The organism is Marinobacter sp. C7 (assembly GCF_022343555.1).
Classification (GTDB): Bacteria; Pseudomonadota; Gammaproteobacteria; order Pseudomonadales; family Oleiphilaceae; genus Marinobacter.
Window position 1 is genome coordinate 135,426 of record NZ_JAKQZH010000002.1, and the last position, 19,318, is coordinate 154,743.

Consider the following 19,318-nt stretch of genomic DNA (forward strand, 5'->3'; position numbering starts at 1 on the left):
CAGGCGGTTATGCCAGCCAGGCGGTCAGAATACCGGCCGTCAGGCTGGCAAGCGTCAGCCCGGACAGGGAAAGAGGAAGGCTCCAGCGGAGCGAGGCGTCTACGGCCGGGTACCCGGTCAGCCGCTCCATGATCAGGGCATTGGCCGCAAAGGGAGTCCCGAACGCGGTAATCCCCCACCCGGTCACCATACCGATACCCAGGCCAATCAGCGCCGGTGCCGGCCACAAGGAACCGAGGATGCCACCGATCAGGGTGCCCACCACGATCGGGTTCACGCCTCCGAGACCTGCCAGAAAGTAAACCCAGGGCACACCTGCGGCCAGGATGGGCCAGCTCCAGGCCGGCAAGTCGGCATTACCACTGATCTGGCCCAGCACCACGCCACTGATGACCGAACCAATGAAAGCCGAGCCGCCGACAATGGCCAGCTCATTGCTGACGTTCGCCATGTTGGACATCGGCGGATTCTGCCGTCGGCTCCAGGCCAGCACACGCGCTCCCAACACGGCGCCCAGACAGGAGAGCGTTACCGCATAGGCGTAGCTGAGCTCATATTGGTGGCTGAACACAAAGACACCGGCACAGATCGCCACAACCAGGCCACCAAACCGGAGCCAGCTTGCCACCCCGGCCTTACTCTCGGAGGGAATCTCTTCCCGCCCCGTCTCCGGATCACGCCAGAACAGCCCCAGCAGAATCAGAAAGACAGAGAACGGTATGGCGAATGACAACAGCTGCACGCTGCCCAGCCCTGGCAACAGGGTGAGCGTAAGCACCACTGAAATCGAAAGTGGTGAAAAAGTCGGCGACACCCCAAAGCCCCTCAGCACGGCCCGCGTCGCGTTACGGGTGGCGGCTGAATCGCCCCCTCGGCGGACCCGCTCTCCCACCAGACTGCCGACGACGGCTACCGAACCAAAGTTCAGGGGGATGGAAACCAGGGAAGTGCCAAAGGCGAGACTCAGATAACGGGTCAGCGGCTTGCCACCGAAGAGACTGGCTGAAATCCGTTGCAGGTCACCGGAACGACCCAGCACGTTGGACAGCAACATCACCGCCAGCACCAGCCCGGCCAGGCGGGTCATATTGTTCGCGGCCTCCACAATCAGTGCCGGATCACGGCCCAGCGCGAACACCAGTGCCAGGACGGCAACGGAAAACACCACCCGTGGCACCCGACGCATATCCTGCCAGCCCAACAGCACTGCCAAACCCACCGCGACGGCCCCGACAAGTGCCATGCCCGGCAACAATGAGAGTACCGCGGCAATCAGGGCGAGATAGGCGATAATGGAACGGATCGACTGCAAGGGCATGCTTCCTCAGTAGGCGAAGCCTCGATATTAAGGAAGCTACCCAGGTACTGCCATCAGCATTTCTGGGGATACCGCGCCTGTGACTATTTCGTCGCCGCCGCGGCGAAGTTTGCCAACGCGTTGTTCACCTTCTCCAGGACTCCGTCACAGCCCTCGATCGCATGCCGCGTTTTCAGGTAGGCAGGATCGTTATAACCAAGCCATACCTGGCCTTGTTCGTCCTCCCAGATCAGGGCCTTCTGGGGAAGGTCCACCGCCACACTCCGGGCGCATTGCATGAGGGGCGTGCCGACCTTGGGGTTACCAAAGATCACCAGCTCCGTGGGTCGCAACTCCATACCGGCAGACTCCGCACCAGCGGCGTGATTGATCCGGTTCATGACTGTCATGCCTTTCTCCTGCAACACGGCTTCGAGCCGATCGGCAGTCTCTGTCACACCGTAGTTGCTCTTCACCTCAATCAATCCATCGGCGGCATGGGCCAGTGAACCCAGCAAAAGGACGATCACGAATAACGGGGGCTTGATCAGTAAATTCACAAGACGGAGTCCCTTCAGGGAAATGTAACTTTCAGTCTAGATCACCCGGCGAAGATTGATGCATCCATTCGGGAAGTCTGGGAGTATGTCTTCTATAGGTACGTAATAATACCTATACAGTCACCAGACCACGGAGTTGTGATGATGTCAGGACGGATGTTCAGGAGAGGTCTTCTGATCGTGCCTATCCTGCTGGCAGGCTGCAGCGAAGCTGAACTCGAAACCGACATGGAAAACCAGCAGGCCGCCAGTGAGGAACTTGCGCCTCCCTCTGAAACGGGGGTCCTCAAGGTTGCTACCCGGAACGGTTCTACCACCTATTATCTGGACCGCCACGAGAATCCGGTTGGTCCCGAGTATGCCCTGATCAGTGATTACGCCGCCGCCCGCGGCTGGCAGGTGGAATGGACAATGCTTGATTCCACCAGTGAGGTGCTCGACAGTCTTGCCTCCGGTGACACCCATCTGGCAGCAGCAGGGCTGACCCACCTACCCTCACGGGACGAACTGTTCACCCGTGGCCCGGCTCATACCGAAATCACCGAGCAGCTGGTCTGCCACCGGGATGCCCGTCCCCTGCCCCGAAAGCCCGAGGCTATCCCGGGCACCGAGATCGTGATTACCGCCGATTCAAGCTATGCGGAAACGTTGCGCAAACTCGGCGAGAAACATCCAGGTATCGAATTCACCGAGGACCCGGACCGCACCACCGAGATCATCCTGTCTGCCGTGGCTGAACAGCAGATCGGCTGTACCGTCGCCGACTCCAACATCGTCCAGGTGATGCGTCGCCACTTCCCCCACCTGGAAGTCGCCATGACTCTGACTGACGGCCGTAACCTGGGCTGGTACCTGCCGGCAGGCTCGGAAAATCTGGCCTCGGACGCCCACGAATGGATGAACAGCGTGGAAGGGGACGAAGCCATCGGCCGCATGGAGAATCGCTACTACGCCTACATCGGCGACTTCGATTTTGTCGACTTGCGCGCCCTGAACCGCCGGATCGACAACCGTCTGCCCCAATTCATCGATCACTTCCTGGAGGCCGAAGCGAAGACCGGCGTACCCGCCGACCTGCTCGCAGCCCTCTCCTACCAGGAGTCGCACTGGGATCCCAAGGCAAAATCTCCCACCGGAGTGCGTGGCATCATGATGCTGACCCAGCGCACAGCAGAATCACTGGGCGTGAATAACCGCCTGGATCCTGTCGCCGCCATCGATGGTGGCGCCCGTTACCTGGCCGACCGGCATCGCCGGCTGCCGGAAACCATCCCCGAGCCGGACCGGACATTCCTGGCACTGGCCAGCTACAACATCGGCCGCGGCCACCTGCTGGACGCCCGCCAGCTGGCCCGGGATCTGGGCAAGAATCCGGACTCCTGGGAGGACATGGTTCAGGTGCTCCCCCTCAAGGCCGACAAGCGTTATTACCCCAGCACCCGTTATGGCTACGCCCGGGGGTACGAGCCGGTGCACTATGTCCAGCGCATCCGGAATTACCGGGACGTGATTCGCCCGGCCTTCGACTGATCAGGATCCGAACAGCGCCGAACGCAAGGGGCGAAGAAAGCCCCTTGACTGGCCTTCGCCCGCTCGTGAACGTTTTCCGTCAAACTCGAGGTAGCCGTCCTCGATGGGATCAAAGCGGAGGGTCTTCACATCCTCCAGATAGTTCTGTGTGGACTTCCAGGGCCCGTGGGTGCCCTGCCTCGGCAGACGATCGGCGGCGCGCTTGATGTACCCGGAGTTCAGGGAGCCCAGAATGGTGTCCTCGCCCCGGCTGTTCTCGGTATCGCGGGCCACAACGGTGCGGTAACCCCGCTTGTCCATCAGGTTGATCAGCCGGCACAGGTACTCGGCCGCAATGTCGACCTTCAGGGTCCAGGAGATGTTGGTGTAACCAAAGATCATGGCGGCATTGGGCACGCCTTCGACCATCACGTTCTTGTAGATTACCTTGTCCCTCAGTACTACCTCCTGACCATCCACGCTCGGCCTGATGCCGCCCAGCATCTGAATGTCCAGGCCGGTGGCCGGAATGATGATGTCCGCATCCAGCTCCTCACCGGATTTCAGGCGGATGCCGGTCTCGGTGAACCGCTCGATGTGGTCGGTGGCAATGGAGGCCTTGCCGGATTTGAGCACCTTGAACAGATCACCATCCTTGACCACGCACAGCCGCTGGTCCCAGGGGTTGTAGTCCGGCGTGAAGTGGCGCATATCGGCTTTGCCGTCGACCTGACGCTTGATCACCGACAGGAACAGCCGGCGCATGGCCTTCGGGCTCTTTCGGGAACGCTGGTACAACAGGCGCGAGATGGAGATATTACGTGCGCGGGTGAGCTTGTAGGCCACCTTCTCCGGCAGCACCTTCTGCAATCCGAGGGTAATCTTGTCCGTGGATGGCAACGGCATCAGATAGGTGGGCGAGCGCTGCAGCATGGTAACGTGCGCGGCTTTCTCGGCCAGGGTCGGTACCAGGGTAATGGCGGTAGCGCCACTGCCGATCACCACCACCTTTTTGCCGGTGTAGTCGAGATCTTCGGGCCAGTGTTGGGGATGTACGATCTGGCCCCTGAAATCGCTTTCTCCCGGGAAATCCGGTTTGTAGCCCCGGTCATAGTTGTAGTAACCGGTACACCCCACCAGAAAACTGGCGGTGTAGTGTTCGGTTTCACCGGTGGCTTCATTGAGGGCTGTCAGTTTCCAGCACTTGTCCACCCCGGACCAGTCCGCGGTTTTCACCGCCAGACCATAGCGGATATGCCGTTCGACGTTGTGCTCCCGGGCCGTCTCGCGAACATAATTCTTTATCGACGCACCGTCCGCCAGCACCTTGCCACCGGTCCAGGGACGAAAATTGTAGCCGAAGGTGAACATGTCGGAATCAGAACGGATGCCGGGATAACGGAACAGATCCCAGGTACCCCCGAGGGACTGGCGACGCTCCAGGATGGCAAAGGACTTGCCCGGGCACTCGCGTTTCAGGTGACACGCCATGCCAATGCCGGACACGCCGGCGCCGATGATCAGGACATCAAAATGGTGTTGGCTCATGGGTGCGGCCTCGCAAACAGATGAACGCATTCCGGGCCCTTTCTGTGAGACAGCAGGCCCGGGTCATGATTCAACGGTAACGAGTTCCGCTTCGACACAAATTGGCCCATGTCGCGCAAACGGCATGTTGGAAGGGTCAGTCGTGGTGGCCGATGGGGCCGTCCTTGAACAGGAACTCCCGCAGGTACTTGTCCATGGTGGGATCTTTCCGACGGATCCACTCCAGCACCATGGCCGCGTGCTCTTTCTCTTCATCCCGGTTATGTTCCAGGATTTCCTTCAGCTGGGCATCCTTGCAGGATTCTGCCCGCTGGTTGTACCAATCAACTGCCTCGAATTCCTCCATCAGCGAGCTGATTGCCCGGTGCATGTCCCTGGTCTCGTCGGACAGCTCTTCGACAGGTTCATGGTAGCTTTCGTTGGCCATGGTGTGATCCTTTTCTAGGCGGAAATGGGTGGTTTCGCTTGAAAAATCTTCTCTGACAATAGTTCAGAATTGGACATGGGAAAAGCTGTCGATGGCTCAGGGACGGCCGATTCAGCAGTTAATCGGCGTACTGAATACTCCAGAGGCTTTCCGGAAGGTCAGTTCCGGCAGCCCGGTTGGCTCACCATCCAAGAGGACTGCGGGTAGCTGGATCCGATATACCTCGAGGCCCGGAGGCAATGGCGTCTCGATCGTGAAATGCCTTGGCAATACCGAAGTGTCGGACACGATCCAACGGAATTTTTTCTCGCCGCTACCAACCAGCTCGGGGCCAACGATCACCATCGCAGCCTGCACCGGGTTCCAGGTTCTGACCGGGCCCAGGTCCCGGGATTCACCGTTGATTGAGAGTTGATCGCTCAGAAGGGTGACAACATGACCATCAGGGATGTCGATTCCGATTAACAGCGCGGGCCGGTCTGTCTCACGCTCAATGGATACCTGCAAGGTGATGTCGCCATACTCGAGCAAAACCCGGTCTTCGGGGCCCGCACCACAGGGGCCGCCTATGGTCTTGTACCCGGGCGCCACCGGCTCGTAATAGTGCACCGGCGCCATGACACATCCCGCCAGCATGCCTGCCGCTGCTATTAAAATGACCCGGATCATCCTTCCCATTCATATGCTCCGCCAGTCAGTCGCTCTGTGTCCTGACTATGGCATCGGTTTTCAGATCCGGATACTTTTTCTGCAGCCTGTAGAGACGGATGATGGTGATGATATTGGTTACCAGCACCATGGCCTCGGCCAGGGTGCCGCCCACCGAGCCGATGACAATGTTGTTGAGCATCCAGGACAATGCTGCCAGGCCCAGCACGATCCTCAACGCGATGCCCCGGAGCATGAACATGCCAACGGTACCGAGCACCGCCGCCGTGAGCGGAAAAATATCCGTCCGGGATTTCCAGGTGACCCAGGCGACCACCAGATTCACCGCCAGCATCACCGCCATGATCTGCCAGTTACCCTGATATTTGCGGGCAAGGGTGATGCGGACGATCACCAGCACGGTCAGCGCCGACGCCGTCCAGCTCTCGAAGAAGGCGAACATCAGGGCAAAGGCAACGTTGGCGGAGATCAGCAGCACCATCAACCGGTCGTCGTTCTTGTTGGCAAAGCCGGCAATGCAGAACGCCAATGCGATCAGGCCGCAAAGCTGCCCAAGCCCCCCGGCCAGGGTCATTTCCGCGGTCAGATCAGTCATGGGCCTCCGGCAGCTCACGAGACGTCATATCGGTATTCCCCTCTCCCCGCAAAGGGCTCCAGCCTGCCACAATTGCCGACATTGAGCCATGAACCACCGTATGCCACAGTGATCTGATTCATTCAGCGAGGAATCTCCGCCGCCATGAAAACCGTCTTCTCACCCCTGCACAGCCGCCGCCACGTCAAAACCGAACTCGACGGTGGCCTGCTGATCGAGCCTCACGAAAAGCCGTCCCGGGCCGAAACGATCCTGGCGCGGGTGAAGGACCAGGCCCTCGGGGAAATCCTGGAGCCGGAGGAGTTCGGGCTTGAGCCCGTCAGGCGGATCCACACAGCCGATTATGTCAGCTTTCTGGAAACCTGCTGGGACGAATGGGTAGCGGCCGGCAAGGCCGGCGAGGCCATTCCCACCTTCTGGGTTGGCCGGGGAATGCGGGCCCGGCTGCCGAAGGATATCGACGGTCGCCTCGGCTATTACAGTCTCGGCGCCGACACCTCTATCTCGGATGGCACCTGGGAAGCGGCCCGGGCCTCCGCCAATGTCGCCCTGACCGCCCAGAAACTGGTGGCCGGTGGCGAGCGCGCCGCCTTCGCCCTGTGCCGGCCACCGGGGCATCATGCCCATGCTGACGTGTTTGGTGGCTACTGTTTCTTCAATAACGCCGCCATCGTCGCCCAGGCATTCCGGGACCAGGGTTACGGCAAGGTGGCGGTGCTTGACGTGGACTTCCATCACGGCAACGGCACCCAGGCGATCTTCTACGATCGTAATGATGTACTTACCATCAGCCTGCACGGCGACCCGGATCTGGTGTTCCCGCACTTTCTCGGGTTCGAGGATGAAACCGGCGAGGGTGCTGGCGAAGGCTACAACCTGAACATCGTCTTTCCGCCAGACACGCCTTACAGCGTCTGGAGCCAGGGACTGGAAACCGCCTGCGAACGCATCCGGGCCTTTGCTCCGGATGCCCTGGTGGTGGCGCTCGGAGTGGATACCTTCGAGGAAGATCCGATTTCCTTCTTCAAACTCACCTCTGGCGATTACCTGAAGCTCGGCAGGCGTCTGGAGCAGCTCGGCCTGCCCACGGTATTCACCATGGAGGGCGGCTATGACGTGGATGCCATCGGCGTGAATGCCGTCAATGTCATGCAGGGCTTTGAAGGCAAGGAATGAACAAAGCGGGCAATGGCTTTGGTGGAAATGGTCATTGCCCGTAGGTTGCTAATCAGAGAGCATCAGCGTTCAATACCCGAATTGTGGATGAGCCCCTATGGAACGCTACCTCCAGCCCACCGCCTTCTTCGATTACGACAAACCGGAAATCAGCGCGTGGATCGACCAGCAGCTCGAAGGCGTGCCCGACGATCCGGTCGAGCAGATCAAGGTCCTGTACCTGGCGGTCCGGGACAGCATCAACTACAACCCTTACGTGTTCCGCACCGATCCCACCACCCTGTCTGCCAGCTATGCCCTGACCAGTGGTGAAACCTACTGCATTCCCAAGGCTGTCCTGCTCGGCGCCGCCGCCCGCTCCATCGGCATCCCCAGCCGCCTTGGCCTGGCCGACGTTCGCAACCACCTGTCCAGCCCGAAACTGATTGAGTGGCTACGCTCGGACATTTTCCGGATGCACGGTTTCATCGAGCTGTACCTGAATGGCCGGTGGGTGAAGGCAACACCTGCATTCAACAGGCAGCTGTGTGAGCTGATGAAAGTGGAGCCGCTGGAGTTCGATGGTGAAAACGACTCGGTCTTCCAGGAATTTACCGAGGATGGCCAGGCCCACATGGAATACATCAACGATCACGGGGTGTTCGATGACGTGCCGCACCAGTTCATCGTGGATGGGGTACGCGCGGCGTATGGGCATTTGTTTCCGGCCGATGGGGAGAGTGTGGCGGTGGACGGAAGCCTGGAGAAGGATATGTCCGCGAAGTGAGTGGGCGTGAAGATGGGGTCAGATGAAAGCGTTCATCTGACCCCGGAGTTCGGGCGCTGACCTGGGGATAAAAAGGGGTCAGAAGAAGGCTTTCTTCTGACCCCATGTTCGGGTTCGAGTTCAAGTCGGGGTCTGATGAACTCGTTCATCTGACCCCATTTTCACCGCGATCTCAGTCCTCGGCAGAATTCCGGATCAGGAAATCAAAGGCACTCAATGCCGCCTTGGACCCCTCTCCCATGGAAATCACGATCTGCTTGTAAGGCACGGTCGTGGCATCGCCGGCCGCGAAGACACCCGGAATGGAGGTCTCGTTGCGGTCGTTGACGATGATCTCGCCATGCTGGCTCAGCTCGATATCGCCCTTGAGCCACTCGGTGTTCGGCACCAGACCGATCTGGACAAACACACCCTCCAGAGCGACGTGGTGAGACTCGCCGGTGTTACGGTCGGTGTAGGTCAGCCCGTTTACCTTGCCATTCTCGCCGGTAATCTCGGTGGTCTGGCCAGAGGTGATGATCTCCACGTTTTTCAGGCTGCGCAGCTTCTTCTGCAGCACCTCGTCGGCACGCATCTCCGCACCGAACTCGATCAGGGTCACGTGGCCCACGATACCGGCCAGGTCGATAGCCGCTTCCACACCGGAGTTGCCGCCACCGATGACCGCCACCCGCTTGCCCTTGAACAGCGGTCCGTCGCAGTGCGGGCAGTAGGCCACGCCCTTGTTGCGGTACTCTTCCTCGCCCGGAACGCCCATCTGACGCCAGCGGGCCCCCGTAGACAGCACCAGGGTGCGGGATTTCAGGGAAGCGCCATTGGCCAGACGCACCTCATGAAGACCACCGGTCTTGGCGGCCGGGATCAGCTTCTCGGCACGCTGCATGTTCATGATGTCCACGTCGTACTCCTTGACGTGCTGTTCCATGGCAGACACCAGCTTCGGACCCTCGGTGTAGGGTACGGAGATCAGGTTCTCGATACCCATGGTGTCCGCCACCTGGCCACCAAAGCGCTCCGCGGCGATACCGGTGGAAATCCCCTTCCGGGCGGCATAGATCGCTGCCGCAGAACCTGCCGGGCCACCACCGATGACCAGAACGTCGAAGGCGTCCTTCTGGTTCAGCTTTTCTGCCTCTTTTTCATCGGATCTGGTGTCCAGCTTGGCCACGATCTCTTCCAGGGTCATCCGGCCCTGGCCCCAGGATTCGCCGTTCAGGAACACGCTGGGCACGGCCATGACTTCCCGCTGCTCCACTTCGTCCTGAAACAGGGCACCATCGATGGAGGTGTGCTTGATGTTCGGATTCAGCACACTCATCAGGTTCAGAGCCTGAACCACGTCCGGGCAGTTCTGGCAGGACAGCGAGAAGTAGGTTTCGAACTCGAAGTTCCCTTCCAGGTCCTTGATCTGCTCGATCAGCTCCTGGGACTCCTTGGAGGGATGACCACCCACCTGCAACAGGGCCAGAACCAGAGACGTGAATTCGTGGCCCATGGGAATGCCGGCGAAACGCACGCCGATGTCGGTGCCGACACGGTTGATGGCGAACGATGGGCGACGCACATCCGGATTCTCCTCGGTACGGAGACCGATCTTCTCGGACATGGGCTCGATTTCCTCAAGCAGCTGCTTCAGCTCCTGGGACTTCTTGCTGTCATCGTACGCCGCCACCAGCTCGATCGGCTGCTGCAGCTTCTCCATGTAGGCTTTGAGCTGTTGCTTGATATTGGCATCCAACATGTAGGCATTCCCCTCGATATGTCGTAAAGCTAAGTGTCTGAATTCAAAATGAATCGCTAAATTAAGTTAGGGGTACGATAAGGGCTGTCCAGACAATGCTCAAATTAATTGGTTCAAATCATTCAATAGAGCTTTGCTATATAGACATGAGTTCCATAGCCTCGGGGCCTACCCGCAAACTCCAGAAGGGCAAACAGCGCCACGCCCGGCGTTATTTAATGATGTAGGCCCAAACTAGGACAAATAGCGCATTTTCCTCTTGATACCACTCAACTATGATAGACAAGACAAACCATGTGCTCCCATTGTCAGCCCCGCGACCCGTAAAAGGCGAACCATGTTTCTAGATCGTTTTCACTCCGTCCGGGATGGACGCGTCACCATTTCAGCGCTTCAGGCCAGCCAGTTCGCCAAGGAGGTGGCCGGGGACTTCAACCCGATCCATGATCCCGATGCACGGCGTTTCTGTGTGCCCGGCGACCTGCTGTTTGCCGTTGTGCTCTCACGCTTCGGTCTGTCCCAGAACATGACCTTCCGGTTCTGCAGCCTTGTTGGGGATGGTGTCTCCCTGCTGTTGGAGGAGAAGGGCGAAAACTGCATCGAAGTGTGCGACGCCAACGGCAAGGTATATCTGGAAGTTACCCGCAGTGGAGAGATCACCCGGGACGAGCAGTTCATTGAGGATTTTACCCGATGCTACGTGGCCGCCTCCGGCAAGAATTTCCCCCACACCCTCAAGCCACTGATGGAATCCAATGGGGTGATGTTCAACCCCGACCGTCCAATGGTGATGTATGAAAGCATGAGCCTGGCTCTGGACACGGTGGATGCCTCCTCTCCCGAACTGGAGCTGAGCAATGCCGAACTGGAGGCTGCCGGCAAGCGTGGCAACGTAACCCTCGAATACCAGCTCAAGGCCGATGGCAAGCCGGTGGGCGAAGTCACCAAGCGCCTGGTCCTGGGCGGACTGCGCCCCTACTCCCCAGATGCCATGGCAGCCGTCATAGAGGAGTTTTATCGCCTCAAGGCCCGCGGCGCCAACTACGGCAGCGAAGCGACCGGCTCCTGATCGCGGCCTGGCATCAACACAACATACCCATCAACACCCGGGAGAACACAGCAATGACGATTCAGGTAGGCGACAAACTGCCGGATATTGAGCTTCAGGTCATGGGTGAGAACGGCCCGCAGCCGGTGCGTACCAGTGAGCTGTTCAACGGTAAGAAAGTGGTGTTGTTCGCCGTTCCCGGCGCCTTTACCCCCACCTGCTCGGCTGCCCACCTGCCGGGTTTTGTGATCAACGCCGACCAGATCAAGGCCAGGGGCGTGGACAGCATCGTCTGCACCTCGGTGAACGACGCCTTTGTGATGGACGCCTGGGGCAAGGCCCACAACGCCGAGGAGATCGTGATGCTGGCCGATGGCCTGGCGGAATTCGCCACCGCCCTGGGCCTGACCCAGGATCGCACGGCCACCAAAATGGGCATTCGCAGCCAGCGTTATGCCATGATCGTCAACGACGGCACTGTGGAACTGCTGCATGTCGACTCACAGGGCCTGGACACCACCAGCGCCGAGACCATCCTCGCTGCCCTGTAAACAAAACGCATAGCCCAGACGCAACAAACCCCGGCCGAACCGGGGTTTGTCTTGAGGCTGAGGCCCGCAATGCAGGCCCCGCCAATACTCGTTCCTTCGCAGGGAAGAAACTTAGATCTTGCCGACCAGGTCCAGGGACGGAGCCAGAGTCTCTTCGCCTTCTTTCCACTTGGCCGGGCATACTTCACCCGGATTGTTGCGAACGTACTGGGCAGCCTTGATCTTGCGCAGCAGGTCGTCCGCGTCACGGCCGATGCCTTCGGCAGTGATCTCAACAGCCTGGATGATGCCGTCCGGATCGATCACGAAAGTGGCACGGTCGGCCAGGCCCTGGCCTTCACGCATAACACCGAAGTTGTTGGTGATGGTGCCGGTCTGGTCTCCTACCATGTAGTAGTTGATCTTTCCGATGGTCTCGGAAGTATCGTGCCACGCCTTGTGGGTGAAGTGGGTGTCGGTGGACACGGAGAACACCTCTACGCCCATCTTCTGCAGCTCTTCGTACTTGTCAGCCACGTCGCCCAGCTCGGTCGGGCAAACGAAGGTGAAGTCGGCCGGATAGAAGAAGAATACCGCCCACTTGCCTTTTACGTCCGCTTCGCTGATCTCAACGAACTCGCCCTGTTTGAATGCAGTTGCGTTGAACGGCTTGATCTCGCTGTTAATGATGCCCATTGAAAACTCCTGTTTGGTGCATGTGAGGGTTGAAGAATCTACGGGACGCAAATATACGGATGTTGCCGGCTTCGTTTAAATTGATAATTTCCAATCCAGGGATAGGCTCAGCCTATTTTCCAACGGAGCCGGGCGCAACAACCCGCAGTCATCTCCATCCCGGGAAGTAACTGCGGTTGATGATATGGGGTCTTATCCCGCTAATTCAATCTTGTGAAAATCCAGAATATTTTCCTTCGGTGACGTTTTGATGGCAGCCACCTCCGGCCGCTTCTTTGCCAGGATGTAGGCAAAGCAGGCGAAGTACAGACCAATCACCAGGGCACCGACCCACTGGATCCTCAGGAAGTCCAGCTGGAACAGCATGGTCAGCCCGACCATCGCCACCAGGTTGAAGATCACGTAGTTCACCCGGCCCAGACGCTGAGCCGTCAGGTTCAGGTTGTCGGTGTACAGCCGGATCAGGGAATCGAGGGAATTCACCACCATCAGCACGCCCACCGAAATCATCGCGATGTTGGTGAACGCGGCAATCTGCAGTCCCTCGGCGTGGTAGTAGTAGAGCACGCTGAACCAGACCCCGATGGCAATGGACGGCACCACCAGCATGGCAATCAGCAGCTGCCAGGTCCGGATGCCACTGACAAACCGGGCGGTGAACTGACCGATCATGATGCTCCAGGAGAACCACCAGAACAGGTAGAAGGCGTGGTAATCGTTGATCGGCAGCACGAACTGGTGAATGTTGGCGAAATAGTCACCCAACATTCCCGCAGTGCCGAGAAAGTCCGCCGGCGAGCCCTTGCCCAGGACGAACGCCCGGAACCACATGCCGGTGATCAGGGCAATGAACAGCACACTGGAGCCGATGCTCAGAATCCGGATGTACTTGACCTTGGAACTGGAGTACACCGCCAGCGCGATCGACAGGAACACGATCACGTAGAACGCCGGCACCACGGATTCACCGTCGCCCAGCTGGGGCAGATACCAGGGCAGATTCACCAGCAACAGGTAGGCGGTGAAGGCGCAGGTGCCGATGATCACCACGTTATTCACCAGCTTGACCAGCGGAATCTCGAAGAACTTCACCCGCGGTTCGATGATGGCGAAATAGAAACAGGTCAGGAAATAGAAGCCCCAGATCAGGAACGCCCAGAAGCCGAACTCGATGGCGAGCGGGTTGGCGAAGCCGTATTCCGGGTTGTCACCGAGGTTGCCATACCCGCCGAACTCGGTCAGCGGGAACATGATCAGCCCCACGTCCAGGCCGGAGGTGAACAGGATGGCAATGAAGGTCAGGGTGCGAACCGGCGTCACGCCGATGCACTGCATGTCCCACCACTTGTACAGAATCAGGGCAATGGCGGCGAAGGTAAAAATCAGTCCTGTGGATAACCAGAGTGTCATGCGCTACACCTCCGGTTGTTTGTCATCATTATAGTGAACAGCATGGGTTTTCCTCCTCTACTTTGTTCTTTCGAATCGGACACAAACCCAGGACTTGCCTATCCGGCGCCCGGAAACGGCGGGATGCCGTCGCGCTGATAGGGAAATCCTGAGGGCTTGCAAAACCCCGGGCGCCTTGCACGCCCGGGTGGGATGACGACGCGCTAAGCCAGCGCGCGCTTTGCCTGTCCCGGTCTCTGCCGTGCCTGCCACTGGTCATCCATCACCACAGGCGCGTCAGAAGGTTGCAGGGCGTCCTTGCCCCGGATCAGGTCGGCGGCCCGCTCGGCCACCATGATGGTGGGCGCGTTCAGGTTGCCGTTGGGTATGGTCGGGAAGATGGACGAGTCCACCACCCGCAGGTTGTTGATGCCGCGAACCCGTGTCTCCGGATCCACCACCGCCAGCTCATCGGTGCCCATCTTGCAGGAGCAGGATGGGTGATAGGCGCTTTCCACCGCCTGGCGCACGAAGGCATCGATCTCCTCGTCGCTCTGGACCTCGGCACCGGGCTGGATTTCCGCCCCCCGGTATTCGTCCATGGCCGGCTGGTTGATGATTTCCCGGGTCAGCCGCACGCAGTCGCGGAAGCCCTCGCGGTCGGCTTCGTGCTCCAGGTAATTGAAGCGGATACGCGGCGACTGTTTCGGATCGTCGGACTGCACGTGCACGAAGCCACGACTTTTCGGTTTGTTGTGACCAATGTGCAGCTGGAAGCCATCGCCATCGAAGGCCTCCTTGCCGTCATAGCGCATGGCCGCCGGCAGGAAGTGGTATTGCAGGTCCGGCCACTCCACACCCGCTTTGGAACGGATAAAACCACAGGACTCGAAGTGGTTGGTGGCGCCCAGGCCGTCCTTGCGCAGGATCCAGCGCACGCCGATCTTCAGCTTGTTCCACCAGTCCAGCTTGCGGTTCAGGGAGACCGGCTGGTTGCAGCGGAACTGGAAGTAGAACTCCAGATGGTCCTGCAGGTTCTCGCCGACGCCGGGCAGCTCGTGCTGCACCTCGATACCGGCCTGCTCCAGCACCTCACGCTTGCCGATGCCGGACAGCTGCAGCAAGTGGGGTGAACCGATGGAGCCGGCCGACAGGATCACCTCGGTCCCGGCATACACCTCATGGACCTTGCCGCCCTGCTCGTAACGCACGCCGGTGGCGGTTTTACCCTCCAGCAACACCTTGTGCACCAGGGCGTGGGTGACCACGGTCAGGTTATCCCGCTCCATGGCCGGGCGCAGGTAGGCGTTGGCCGTGGACCAGCGGCGACCATTCTTCACGGTCATGTGCATGGCGCCAAAACCTTCCTGCTGGGCCCCGTTGTAGTCGGCGGTTTCGAGGTAACCGGCATCGGAACCCGCCCGGATAAACGCCTTGTAAAGCGGGTTCTGCATGTTGTTGCCGTTGTTCACGCCCAGCGGCCCGGCGTCACCCCGGTAGTCGTCGCCACCGAAAGCCCAGCTTTCCGCCTTTTTGAAATAAGGCAGGACATTCTGGTAATTCCAGCCGTCGGCACCCTCGGACTGCCATTCGTCAAAATCCCGGGCGTGGCCCCGGACATAGACCATACCGTTAATGGACGACGAGCCTCCCAGCACCTTGCCCCGGGGGCAATGCATGCGCCGGTTGTCCAGATACGGCTCCGGCTCGGTCTCGAACTGCCAGGCGTACTTCTTGGTGTTCATGGGAATGGACAGGGCCGTGGGCATCTGGATGAAGATGCTCTTGTCGCTGCCACCGGTTTCCAGCAGCAGGACCTTGCTCCGGCCATCCTCGGTGAGGCGGTTGGCCAGCACGCAACCAGCCGAACCCGCACCCACGATGATGTAGTCGTATCGGTTTTCTGTCATACGCGGTCTCCTCTGTGGCCTGCGGGATCAGAACGGGGCGTCGAGATCTTCCATGCCCACATACACCGATTTGATCTGGGTGTAGTGAGCGATGGTCTCGCGCCCGTTCTCACGGCCGATGCCGGAAAGTTTGTAGCCGCCCACCGGCATTTCCGCCGGCGAGGCACCGTAACTGTTGATCCAGCAGATACCCGCCTGGATCCGGTGGATGACGCGGTGGGCCCGACGGATGTCGTTGGTGAACACACCGGCGGCCAGACCGGTCTCGGTGTTGTTGGCCCGGGCGATCACGTCGTCCTCGTCGGAGAAGGTCAGCACCGACATCACCGGCCCGAAGATCTCTTCCTTCACGATGGTCATGTCGTCGGTGCAGTCGGTGAAGATGGTGGGCTCCACGAAATAGCCGCCTTTGGAATCGTCCGGCTCGAAGGCGCGGCCCCCATGACTCAGGGTGGCGCCCTCGGCGAGCCCCTTGGCGATGTAATCGAGCACCAGGTCCCGGTGCTTGGCCGAGATCAGGGCACCGAAGTTGGTGTCCGGATTCATCGGGTCGCCCGGTTTGATGTTCTTGCGGGTCCGTTCCAGGAGCCGCTCCATGAAGCGCGGGTAAATGTCCTCGTGGACAAACACCCGGGTGCCATTGGTACAGATCTCGCCCTGGGTGTAGAAATTGCCAACCATGGCGGCGGAGATGGCGTTCTCCAGATCGGCGTCATCGAAGATGATCAGCGGGGATTTACCGCCCAGCTCCATGGTCACGTCTTTCAGGGTGCTCGCCGCCGCGGACATGACCTTCTTGCCGGTCGCCACCTCACCGGTAAACGATACCTTGGCAATGTCCGGGTGGTGAGTCAGCCACTGGCCGACTTCGGCCGCGCCCTGGACCACGTTGAACACGCCCGCCGGCACACCCGCTTCGACAAAGATTTCCGCCAGTTTGATGGCGCCGAGGGGTGTCTCCTCGGAGGGCTTGAAGATCATGGCGTTGCCGGTAGCCAGTGCCGGAGCCGACTTCCAGCAGGCAATCTGCAGCGGGTAGTTCCAGGCGCCAATACCGGCACAGATACCCAGCGGTTCACGCCGGGTGTAGTAGAAATCGCCACCCAGATCCTGCTGGTTGCCCTCAATGGACGGCGCCAGGCCGGCGAAAAACTCGATAGCGTCTGCACCGGTCACCACGTCCACGGCTTCCGCTTCCTGCCAGGGCTTGCCGGTATCCCGGACCTCGGCCGCGGCCAGCTCGTCATTGCGCTCGCGCAGCAGCGACACAGCCTTCAGAAGAATACGGCTGCGCTCGATGGCCGGCATGGCGGACCACTGGGCGAATCCGGCCCGGGCGCTTTCCATGGCCGCCTGCTGGACGGAATCATCCGCAACCTCCACTTCGTAGATGATCTGCCCGGTGGCCGGGTTTACCACCGGAAACCTCTCGCCGCTGGTGTTGGCCAGGAAACGACCGTGCACAAAGTTCTGAACCACAGGTACGTTGTTGGACATAGTGACCGGTAACCTCAATTCGCTGAATTCGTTGCCCCGGACTTGGCCAGGGTGTCGTGAATAAACTGTTTGGTGAGCCGTTCGCCCGCCTCGAAGCTTTCCATCGGGTCCACACTCAAGGCACTTCGCAGCCAGAAGCCGTCAATCATCGCAGCGGTCTGCCGTGCCGCCTCCGTGGCCTGGGCCGCGGGCAGTACCCGGGCGAAGGAATAGCGCAGGTTGCTATACAGCCGGGCATTGTTGATCTGCTGCAGGCGCTTGAGTCCGGGCTCGTGCATTGAGCGGGCCCAGAAGCTGAGCCAGGTCTTGGCCGCCAGAGCGGAGCGCTGAAACTCGGAAAAATTGGCTTCCACGATGCAATCGAGCCGCTGTTCCGGAGAGCCGTCGGTGTTCGCCATGCGCTCACGCAACTCCTTGCCCAGCTGCTCTAGCAGGTAACGCAACGCCGCCTCGATCAGGCCCTGCTTACCCCCGAAGTAATGACTGATAATCCCCGAGGACATCCCCGCCCGCTTACTGATGCTGACGATGGTGGTGTTCTGCATGCCCAGCTCGGCAATGGACTCCATGGTGGCGTCGATGAGCTGCTGCCTTCGGGTGTCTTTCATTCCAACTTTTGGCATGGCGGTTCCGTGTGTTCCCGATGATTTCCGTGTCGAAAACAGGCGGTGATTTCGGCCTGTTTTTTATTAATTGAACGTTCAATTAAAATAAAGGCTACAGAAAAGGCGACAGGGTTTCAACTTTGGACAAAAAACAGGCAGACGGGAGAAAGCCATCAGCCACGGTGCGCCATGGCCAACTTCAATTTCCGGTCGAATCGTCCGTAAAGGCACCGAGGTGGAACGCGATCGCCTCTTCCACCTCCGCCATTCCGCAAATTCTGGGCTGCGGGATATCGCCACCGGCCAGAACATCCAGCACCGAACGGACACCACGGGAGAGAGACTCGGTGTTGTAGCCACCCTCGAGCACGAAGGCCAGCCGGCCCTCACACAATCGCTCCGCCAGGGACTGCACGATGCTGGTCATGGCCGCGAAACCCTCGTAGGTAACATTCAGGGCCAGGTCGTACCAGTGAGCATCAAAGCCGGCCGACACCAGAATCAGATCGGGTTTGAAGTATTCCGCAGCGGGAATCAGGATGTCCTGCATTGCCCGCAGGTAGGCAGGATCACCGGCGCCACCCGGCATAGGGATGTTCACGGTGGTCCCCTCCCCGAGCCCGGCGCCCACTTCCTGCAAACCGCCACTGCCGGGATAGAACGGTGCAGCACGGTGGATATCAACGAACATGACATCCGGATCAGCCCAGAAAATGTCCTGGGTGCCATTGCCGTGATGGGCATCCCAATCGAGGATCAGGACCCGCTCGCAACCGAGTTGGGCCTGGGCATGGGCTGCCGCCACGGCCACGTTGTTGAACAGGCAGAACCCCCGGGCACGCACCGGCTCGGCATGGTGGCCCGGCGGTCGCACCAGGGCGAAGGCACTGTCAGTATTCCCTGCAACCACCGCCTCGACCGCAGCAATGGCCGTGCCGGCGGCCACCTCGGCTGCCTCGACACTGCCGGGGGACACCGCGGTGGTATCGACATCCAGCCAGGCGTTCTTGTTTCGGAGGGAGAACACCTCATCGAGGTACGAGGTGGTGTGTACACGGGCCAATTGCTCCCGTGTTGCCGGCTGCCCGGTGGCGAACCGGACGCCCTCGACCGGTTCACGCTCGAGCAGGTCAACGATGGCCCGGATCCGACCGGGGTGCTCAGGGTATTTCCATTGCACTGCCAGACCGGACAGGATGGCCCGGACACGTTTATCCAGCCGGCCGGGAAGAAACGCCGCATTCACATCCGGGGCGTGATTGAGTACCCGTTCATCGTAAAAGACGGTGACATCCTTTCGCCTGGCCACCGGCACCTCCCTGAAGTCCTACGCCCGACATGGAGGCCCACCCGGA

18 protein-coding genes are annotated in these 19,318 nt (G+C 59.9%); 5 read left to right on the forward strand and 13 right to left on the reverse strand.

Annotation, left to right across the window (positions count from 1 at the left end; translation table 11 throughout):
• Positions 1 to 7 precede the first annotated feature (7 nt).
• Complete coding sequence (locus MD273_RS10550) at positions 8 to 1,312, reverse strand: hypothetical protein (RefSeq protein WP_239037754.1); 1,305 nt, start codon at positions 1,310 to 1,312, stop codon at positions 8 to 10.
• An 89-nt stretch (positions 1,313 to 1,401) separates the two neighbouring features.
• Complete coding sequence (locus MD273_RS10555) at positions 1,402 to 1,857, reverse strand: DUF302 domain-containing protein (protein ID WP_239037755.1); 456 nt, start codon at positions 1,855 to 1,857, stop codon at positions 1,402 to 1,404.
• A 180-nt stretch (positions 1,858 to 2,037) separates the two neighbouring features.
• Here MD273_RS10555 and mltF point away from each other — a divergent pair, with 180 nt between their 5' ends.
• Positions 2,038 to 3,387, forward strand: coding sequence for a membrane-bound lytic murein transglycosylase MltF (mltF, locus tag MD273_RS10560; protein ID WP_239037756.1), 1,350 nt, complete (start codon positions 2,038 to 2,040; stop codon positions 3,385 to 3,387).
• Here mltF and MD273_RS10565 read toward each other — a convergent pair whose 3' ends face one another.
• The 4 genes from MD273_RS10565 to MD273_RS10580 form a co-directional block, all read right to left on the reverse strand.
• The gene (locus MD273_RS10565; protein ID WP_239037757.1) at positions 3,388 to 4,914 is read right to left on the reverse strand and encodes a flavin-containing monooxygenase; all 1,527 of its coding nucleotides are present in this window, start codon (positions 4,912 to 4,914) and stop codon (positions 3,388 to 3,390) included.
• A gap of 136 nt (positions 4,915 to 5,050) precedes the next feature.
• The gene (locus MD273_RS10570; protein WP_239037758.1) at positions 5,051 to 5,341 is read right to left on the reverse strand and encodes an encapsulin-associated ferritin-like protein; all 291 of its coding nucleotides are present in this window, start codon (positions 5,339 to 5,341) and stop codon (positions 5,051 to 5,053) included.
• A gap of 111 nt (positions 5,342 to 5,452) precedes the next feature.
• Entirely contained in the window at positions 5,453 to 6,019 is a 567-nt protein-coding gene (locus tag MD273_RS10575; protein WP_239037759.1) for a hypothetical protein, read from the reverse strand.
• 16 nt (positions 6,020 to 6,035) lie between these two features.
• Entirely contained in the window at positions 6,036 to 6,605 is a 570-nt protein-coding gene (locus MD273_RS10580) for a YgjV family protein (protein ID WP_239037760.1), read from the reverse strand.
• 144 nt (positions 6,606 to 6,749) lie between these two features.
• Here MD273_RS10580 and MD273_RS10585 point away from each other — a divergent pair, with 144 nt between their 5' ends.
• Together MD273_RS10585 and MD273_RS10590 are read left to right on the forward strand one after the other, a co-directional pair.
• Complete coding sequence (locus tag MD273_RS10585; protein WP_239037761.1) at positions 6,750 to 7,781, forward strand: histone deacetylase family protein; 1,032 nt, start codon at positions 6,750 to 6,752, stop codon at positions 7,779 to 7,781.
• Positions 7,782 to 7,878: 97 nt separating this feature from the next.
• A complete protein-coding gene (locus MD273_RS10590; protein ID WP_239037762.1) occupies positions 7,879 to 8,547 on the forward strand; it encodes a transglutaminase-like domain-containing protein in 669 nt (222 codons plus the stop codon).
• 172 nt (positions 8,548 to 8,719) lie between these two features.
• On the opposite strand, the gene ahpF is transcribed toward MD273_RS10590, so the two are convergent.
• A complete protein-coding gene (gene ahpF, locus MD273_RS10595; protein WP_239037763.1) occupies positions 8,720 to 10,288 on the reverse strand; it encodes an alkyl hydroperoxide reductase subunit F in 1,569 nt (522 codons plus the stop codon).
• A gap of 337 nt (positions 10,289 to 10,625) precedes the next feature.
• On the opposite strand from ahpF, the gene MD273_RS10600 reads away from it, so the two are divergent.
• Positions 10,626 to 11,357, forward strand: coding sequence for a DUF3581 domain-containing protein (locus MD273_RS10600; protein WP_239037764.1), 732 nt, complete (start codon positions 10,626 to 10,628; stop codon positions 11,355 to 11,357).
• 53 nt (positions 11,358 to 11,410) lie between these two features.
• Positions 11,411 to 11,887, forward strand: coding sequence for a peroxiredoxin (locus tag MD273_RS10605; RefSeq protein WP_239037765.1), 477 nt, complete (start codon positions 11,411 to 11,413; stop codon positions 11,885 to 11,887).
• Positions 11,888 to 11,998: 111 nt separating this feature from the next.
• On the opposite strand, the gene ahpC is transcribed toward MD273_RS10605, so the two are convergent.
• From ahpC to MD273_RS10635, 6 genes are all read right to left on the reverse strand, one after another.
• The gene (ahpC, locus tag MD273_RS10610) at positions 11,999 to 12,562 is read right to left on the reverse strand and encodes an alkyl hydroperoxide reductase subunit C (protein ID WP_239037766.1); all 564 of its coding nucleotides are present in this window, start codon (positions 12,560 to 12,562) and stop codon (positions 11,999 to 12,001) included.
• Between the two features lie 192 nt (positions 12,563 to 12,754).
• Positions 12,755 to 13,972 (reverse strand): BCCT family transporter, encoded by a 1,218-nt coding sequence (locus MD273_RS10615; protein ID WP_239037767.1) that lies wholly within the window; start codon positions 13,970 to 13,972, stop codon positions 12,755 to 12,757.
• Between the two features lie 203 nt (positions 13,973 to 14,175).
• A complete protein-coding gene (gene betA, locus MD273_RS10620) occupies positions 14,176 to 15,861 on the reverse strand; it encodes a choline dehydrogenase (protein WP_239037768.1) in 1,686 nt (561 codons plus the stop codon).
• Between the two features lie 27 nt (positions 15,862 to 15,888).
• Positions 15,889 to 17,358, reverse strand: a complete 1,470-nt coding sequence (betB, locus tag MD273_RS10625; RefSeq protein ID WP_239037769.1) for a betaine-aldehyde dehydrogenase — start codon at positions 17,356 to 17,358, stop codon at positions 15,889 to 15,891.
• A 14-nt stretch (positions 17,359 to 17,372) separates the two neighbouring features.
• Entirely contained in the window at positions 17,373 to 17,981 is a 609-nt protein-coding gene (betI, locus tag MD273_RS10630; RefSeq protein ID WP_239037770.1) for a transcriptional regulator BetI, read from the reverse strand.
• A 181-nt stretch (positions 17,982 to 18,162) separates the two neighbouring features.
• A complete protein-coding gene (locus MD273_RS10635) occupies positions 18,163 to 19,272 on the reverse strand; it encodes a histone deacetylase family protein (RefSeq protein WP_239037771.1) in 1,110 nt (369 codons plus the stop codon).
• Positions 19,273 to 19,318: the final 46 nt, after the last annotated feature.

Coding starts and splice junctions, on each gene's coding strand:
- MD273_RS10565 (WP_239037757.1), bottom strand. CDS start 4,914: ATGAGCCAACACCATTTTGATGTCCTGATCATCGGCGCCGGCGTGTCC.
- MD273_RS10570 (WP_239037758.1), bottom strand. CDS start 5,341: ATGGCCAACGAAAGCTACCATGAACCTGTCGAAGAGCTGTCCGACGAG.
- MD273_RS10575 (WP_239037759.1), bottom strand. CDS start 6,019: ATGGGAAGGATGATCCGGGTCATTTTAATAGCAGCGGCAGGCATGCTG.
- MD273_RS10580 (WP_239037760.1), bottom strand. CDS start 6,605: ATGACTGATCTGACCGCGGAAATGACCCTGGCCGGGGGGCTTGGGCAG.
- MD273_RS10585 (WP_239037761.1), top strand. CDS start 6,750: ATGAAAACCGTCTTCTCACCCCTGCACAGCCGCCGCCACGTCAAAACC.
- MD273_RS10590 (WP_239037762.1), top strand. CDS start 7,879: ATGGAACGCTACCTCCAGCCCACCGCCTTCTTCGATTACGACAAACCG.
- ahpF (WP_239037763.1), bottom strand. CDS start 10,288: ATGTTGGATGCCAATATCAAGCAACAGCTCAAAGCCTACATGGAGAAG.
- MD273_RS10600 (WP_239037764.1), top strand. CDS start 10,626: ATGTTTCTAGATCGTTTTCACTCCGTCCGGGATGGACGCGTCACCATT.
- MD273_RS10605 (WP_239037765.1), top strand. CDS start 11,411: ATGACGATTCAGGTAGGCGACAAACTGCCGGATATTGAGCTTCAGGTC.
- ahpC (WP_239037766.1), bottom strand. CDS start 12,562: ATGGGCATCATTAACAGCGAGATCAAGCCGTTCAACGCAACTGCATTC.
- MD273_RS10615 (WP_239037767.1), bottom strand. CDS start 13,972: ATGACACTCTGGTTATCCACAGGACTGATTTTTACCTTCGCCGCCATT.
- betA (WP_239037768.1), bottom strand. CDS start 15,861: ATGACAGAAAACCGATACGACTACATCATCGTGGGTGCGGGTTCGGCT.
- betB (WP_239037769.1), bottom strand. CDS start 17,358: ATGTCCAACAACGTACCTGTGGTTCAGAACTTTGTGCACGGTCGTTTC.
- betI (WP_239037770.1), bottom strand. CDS start 17,981: ATGCCAAAAGTTGGAATGAAAGACACCCGAAGGCAGCAGCTCATCGAC.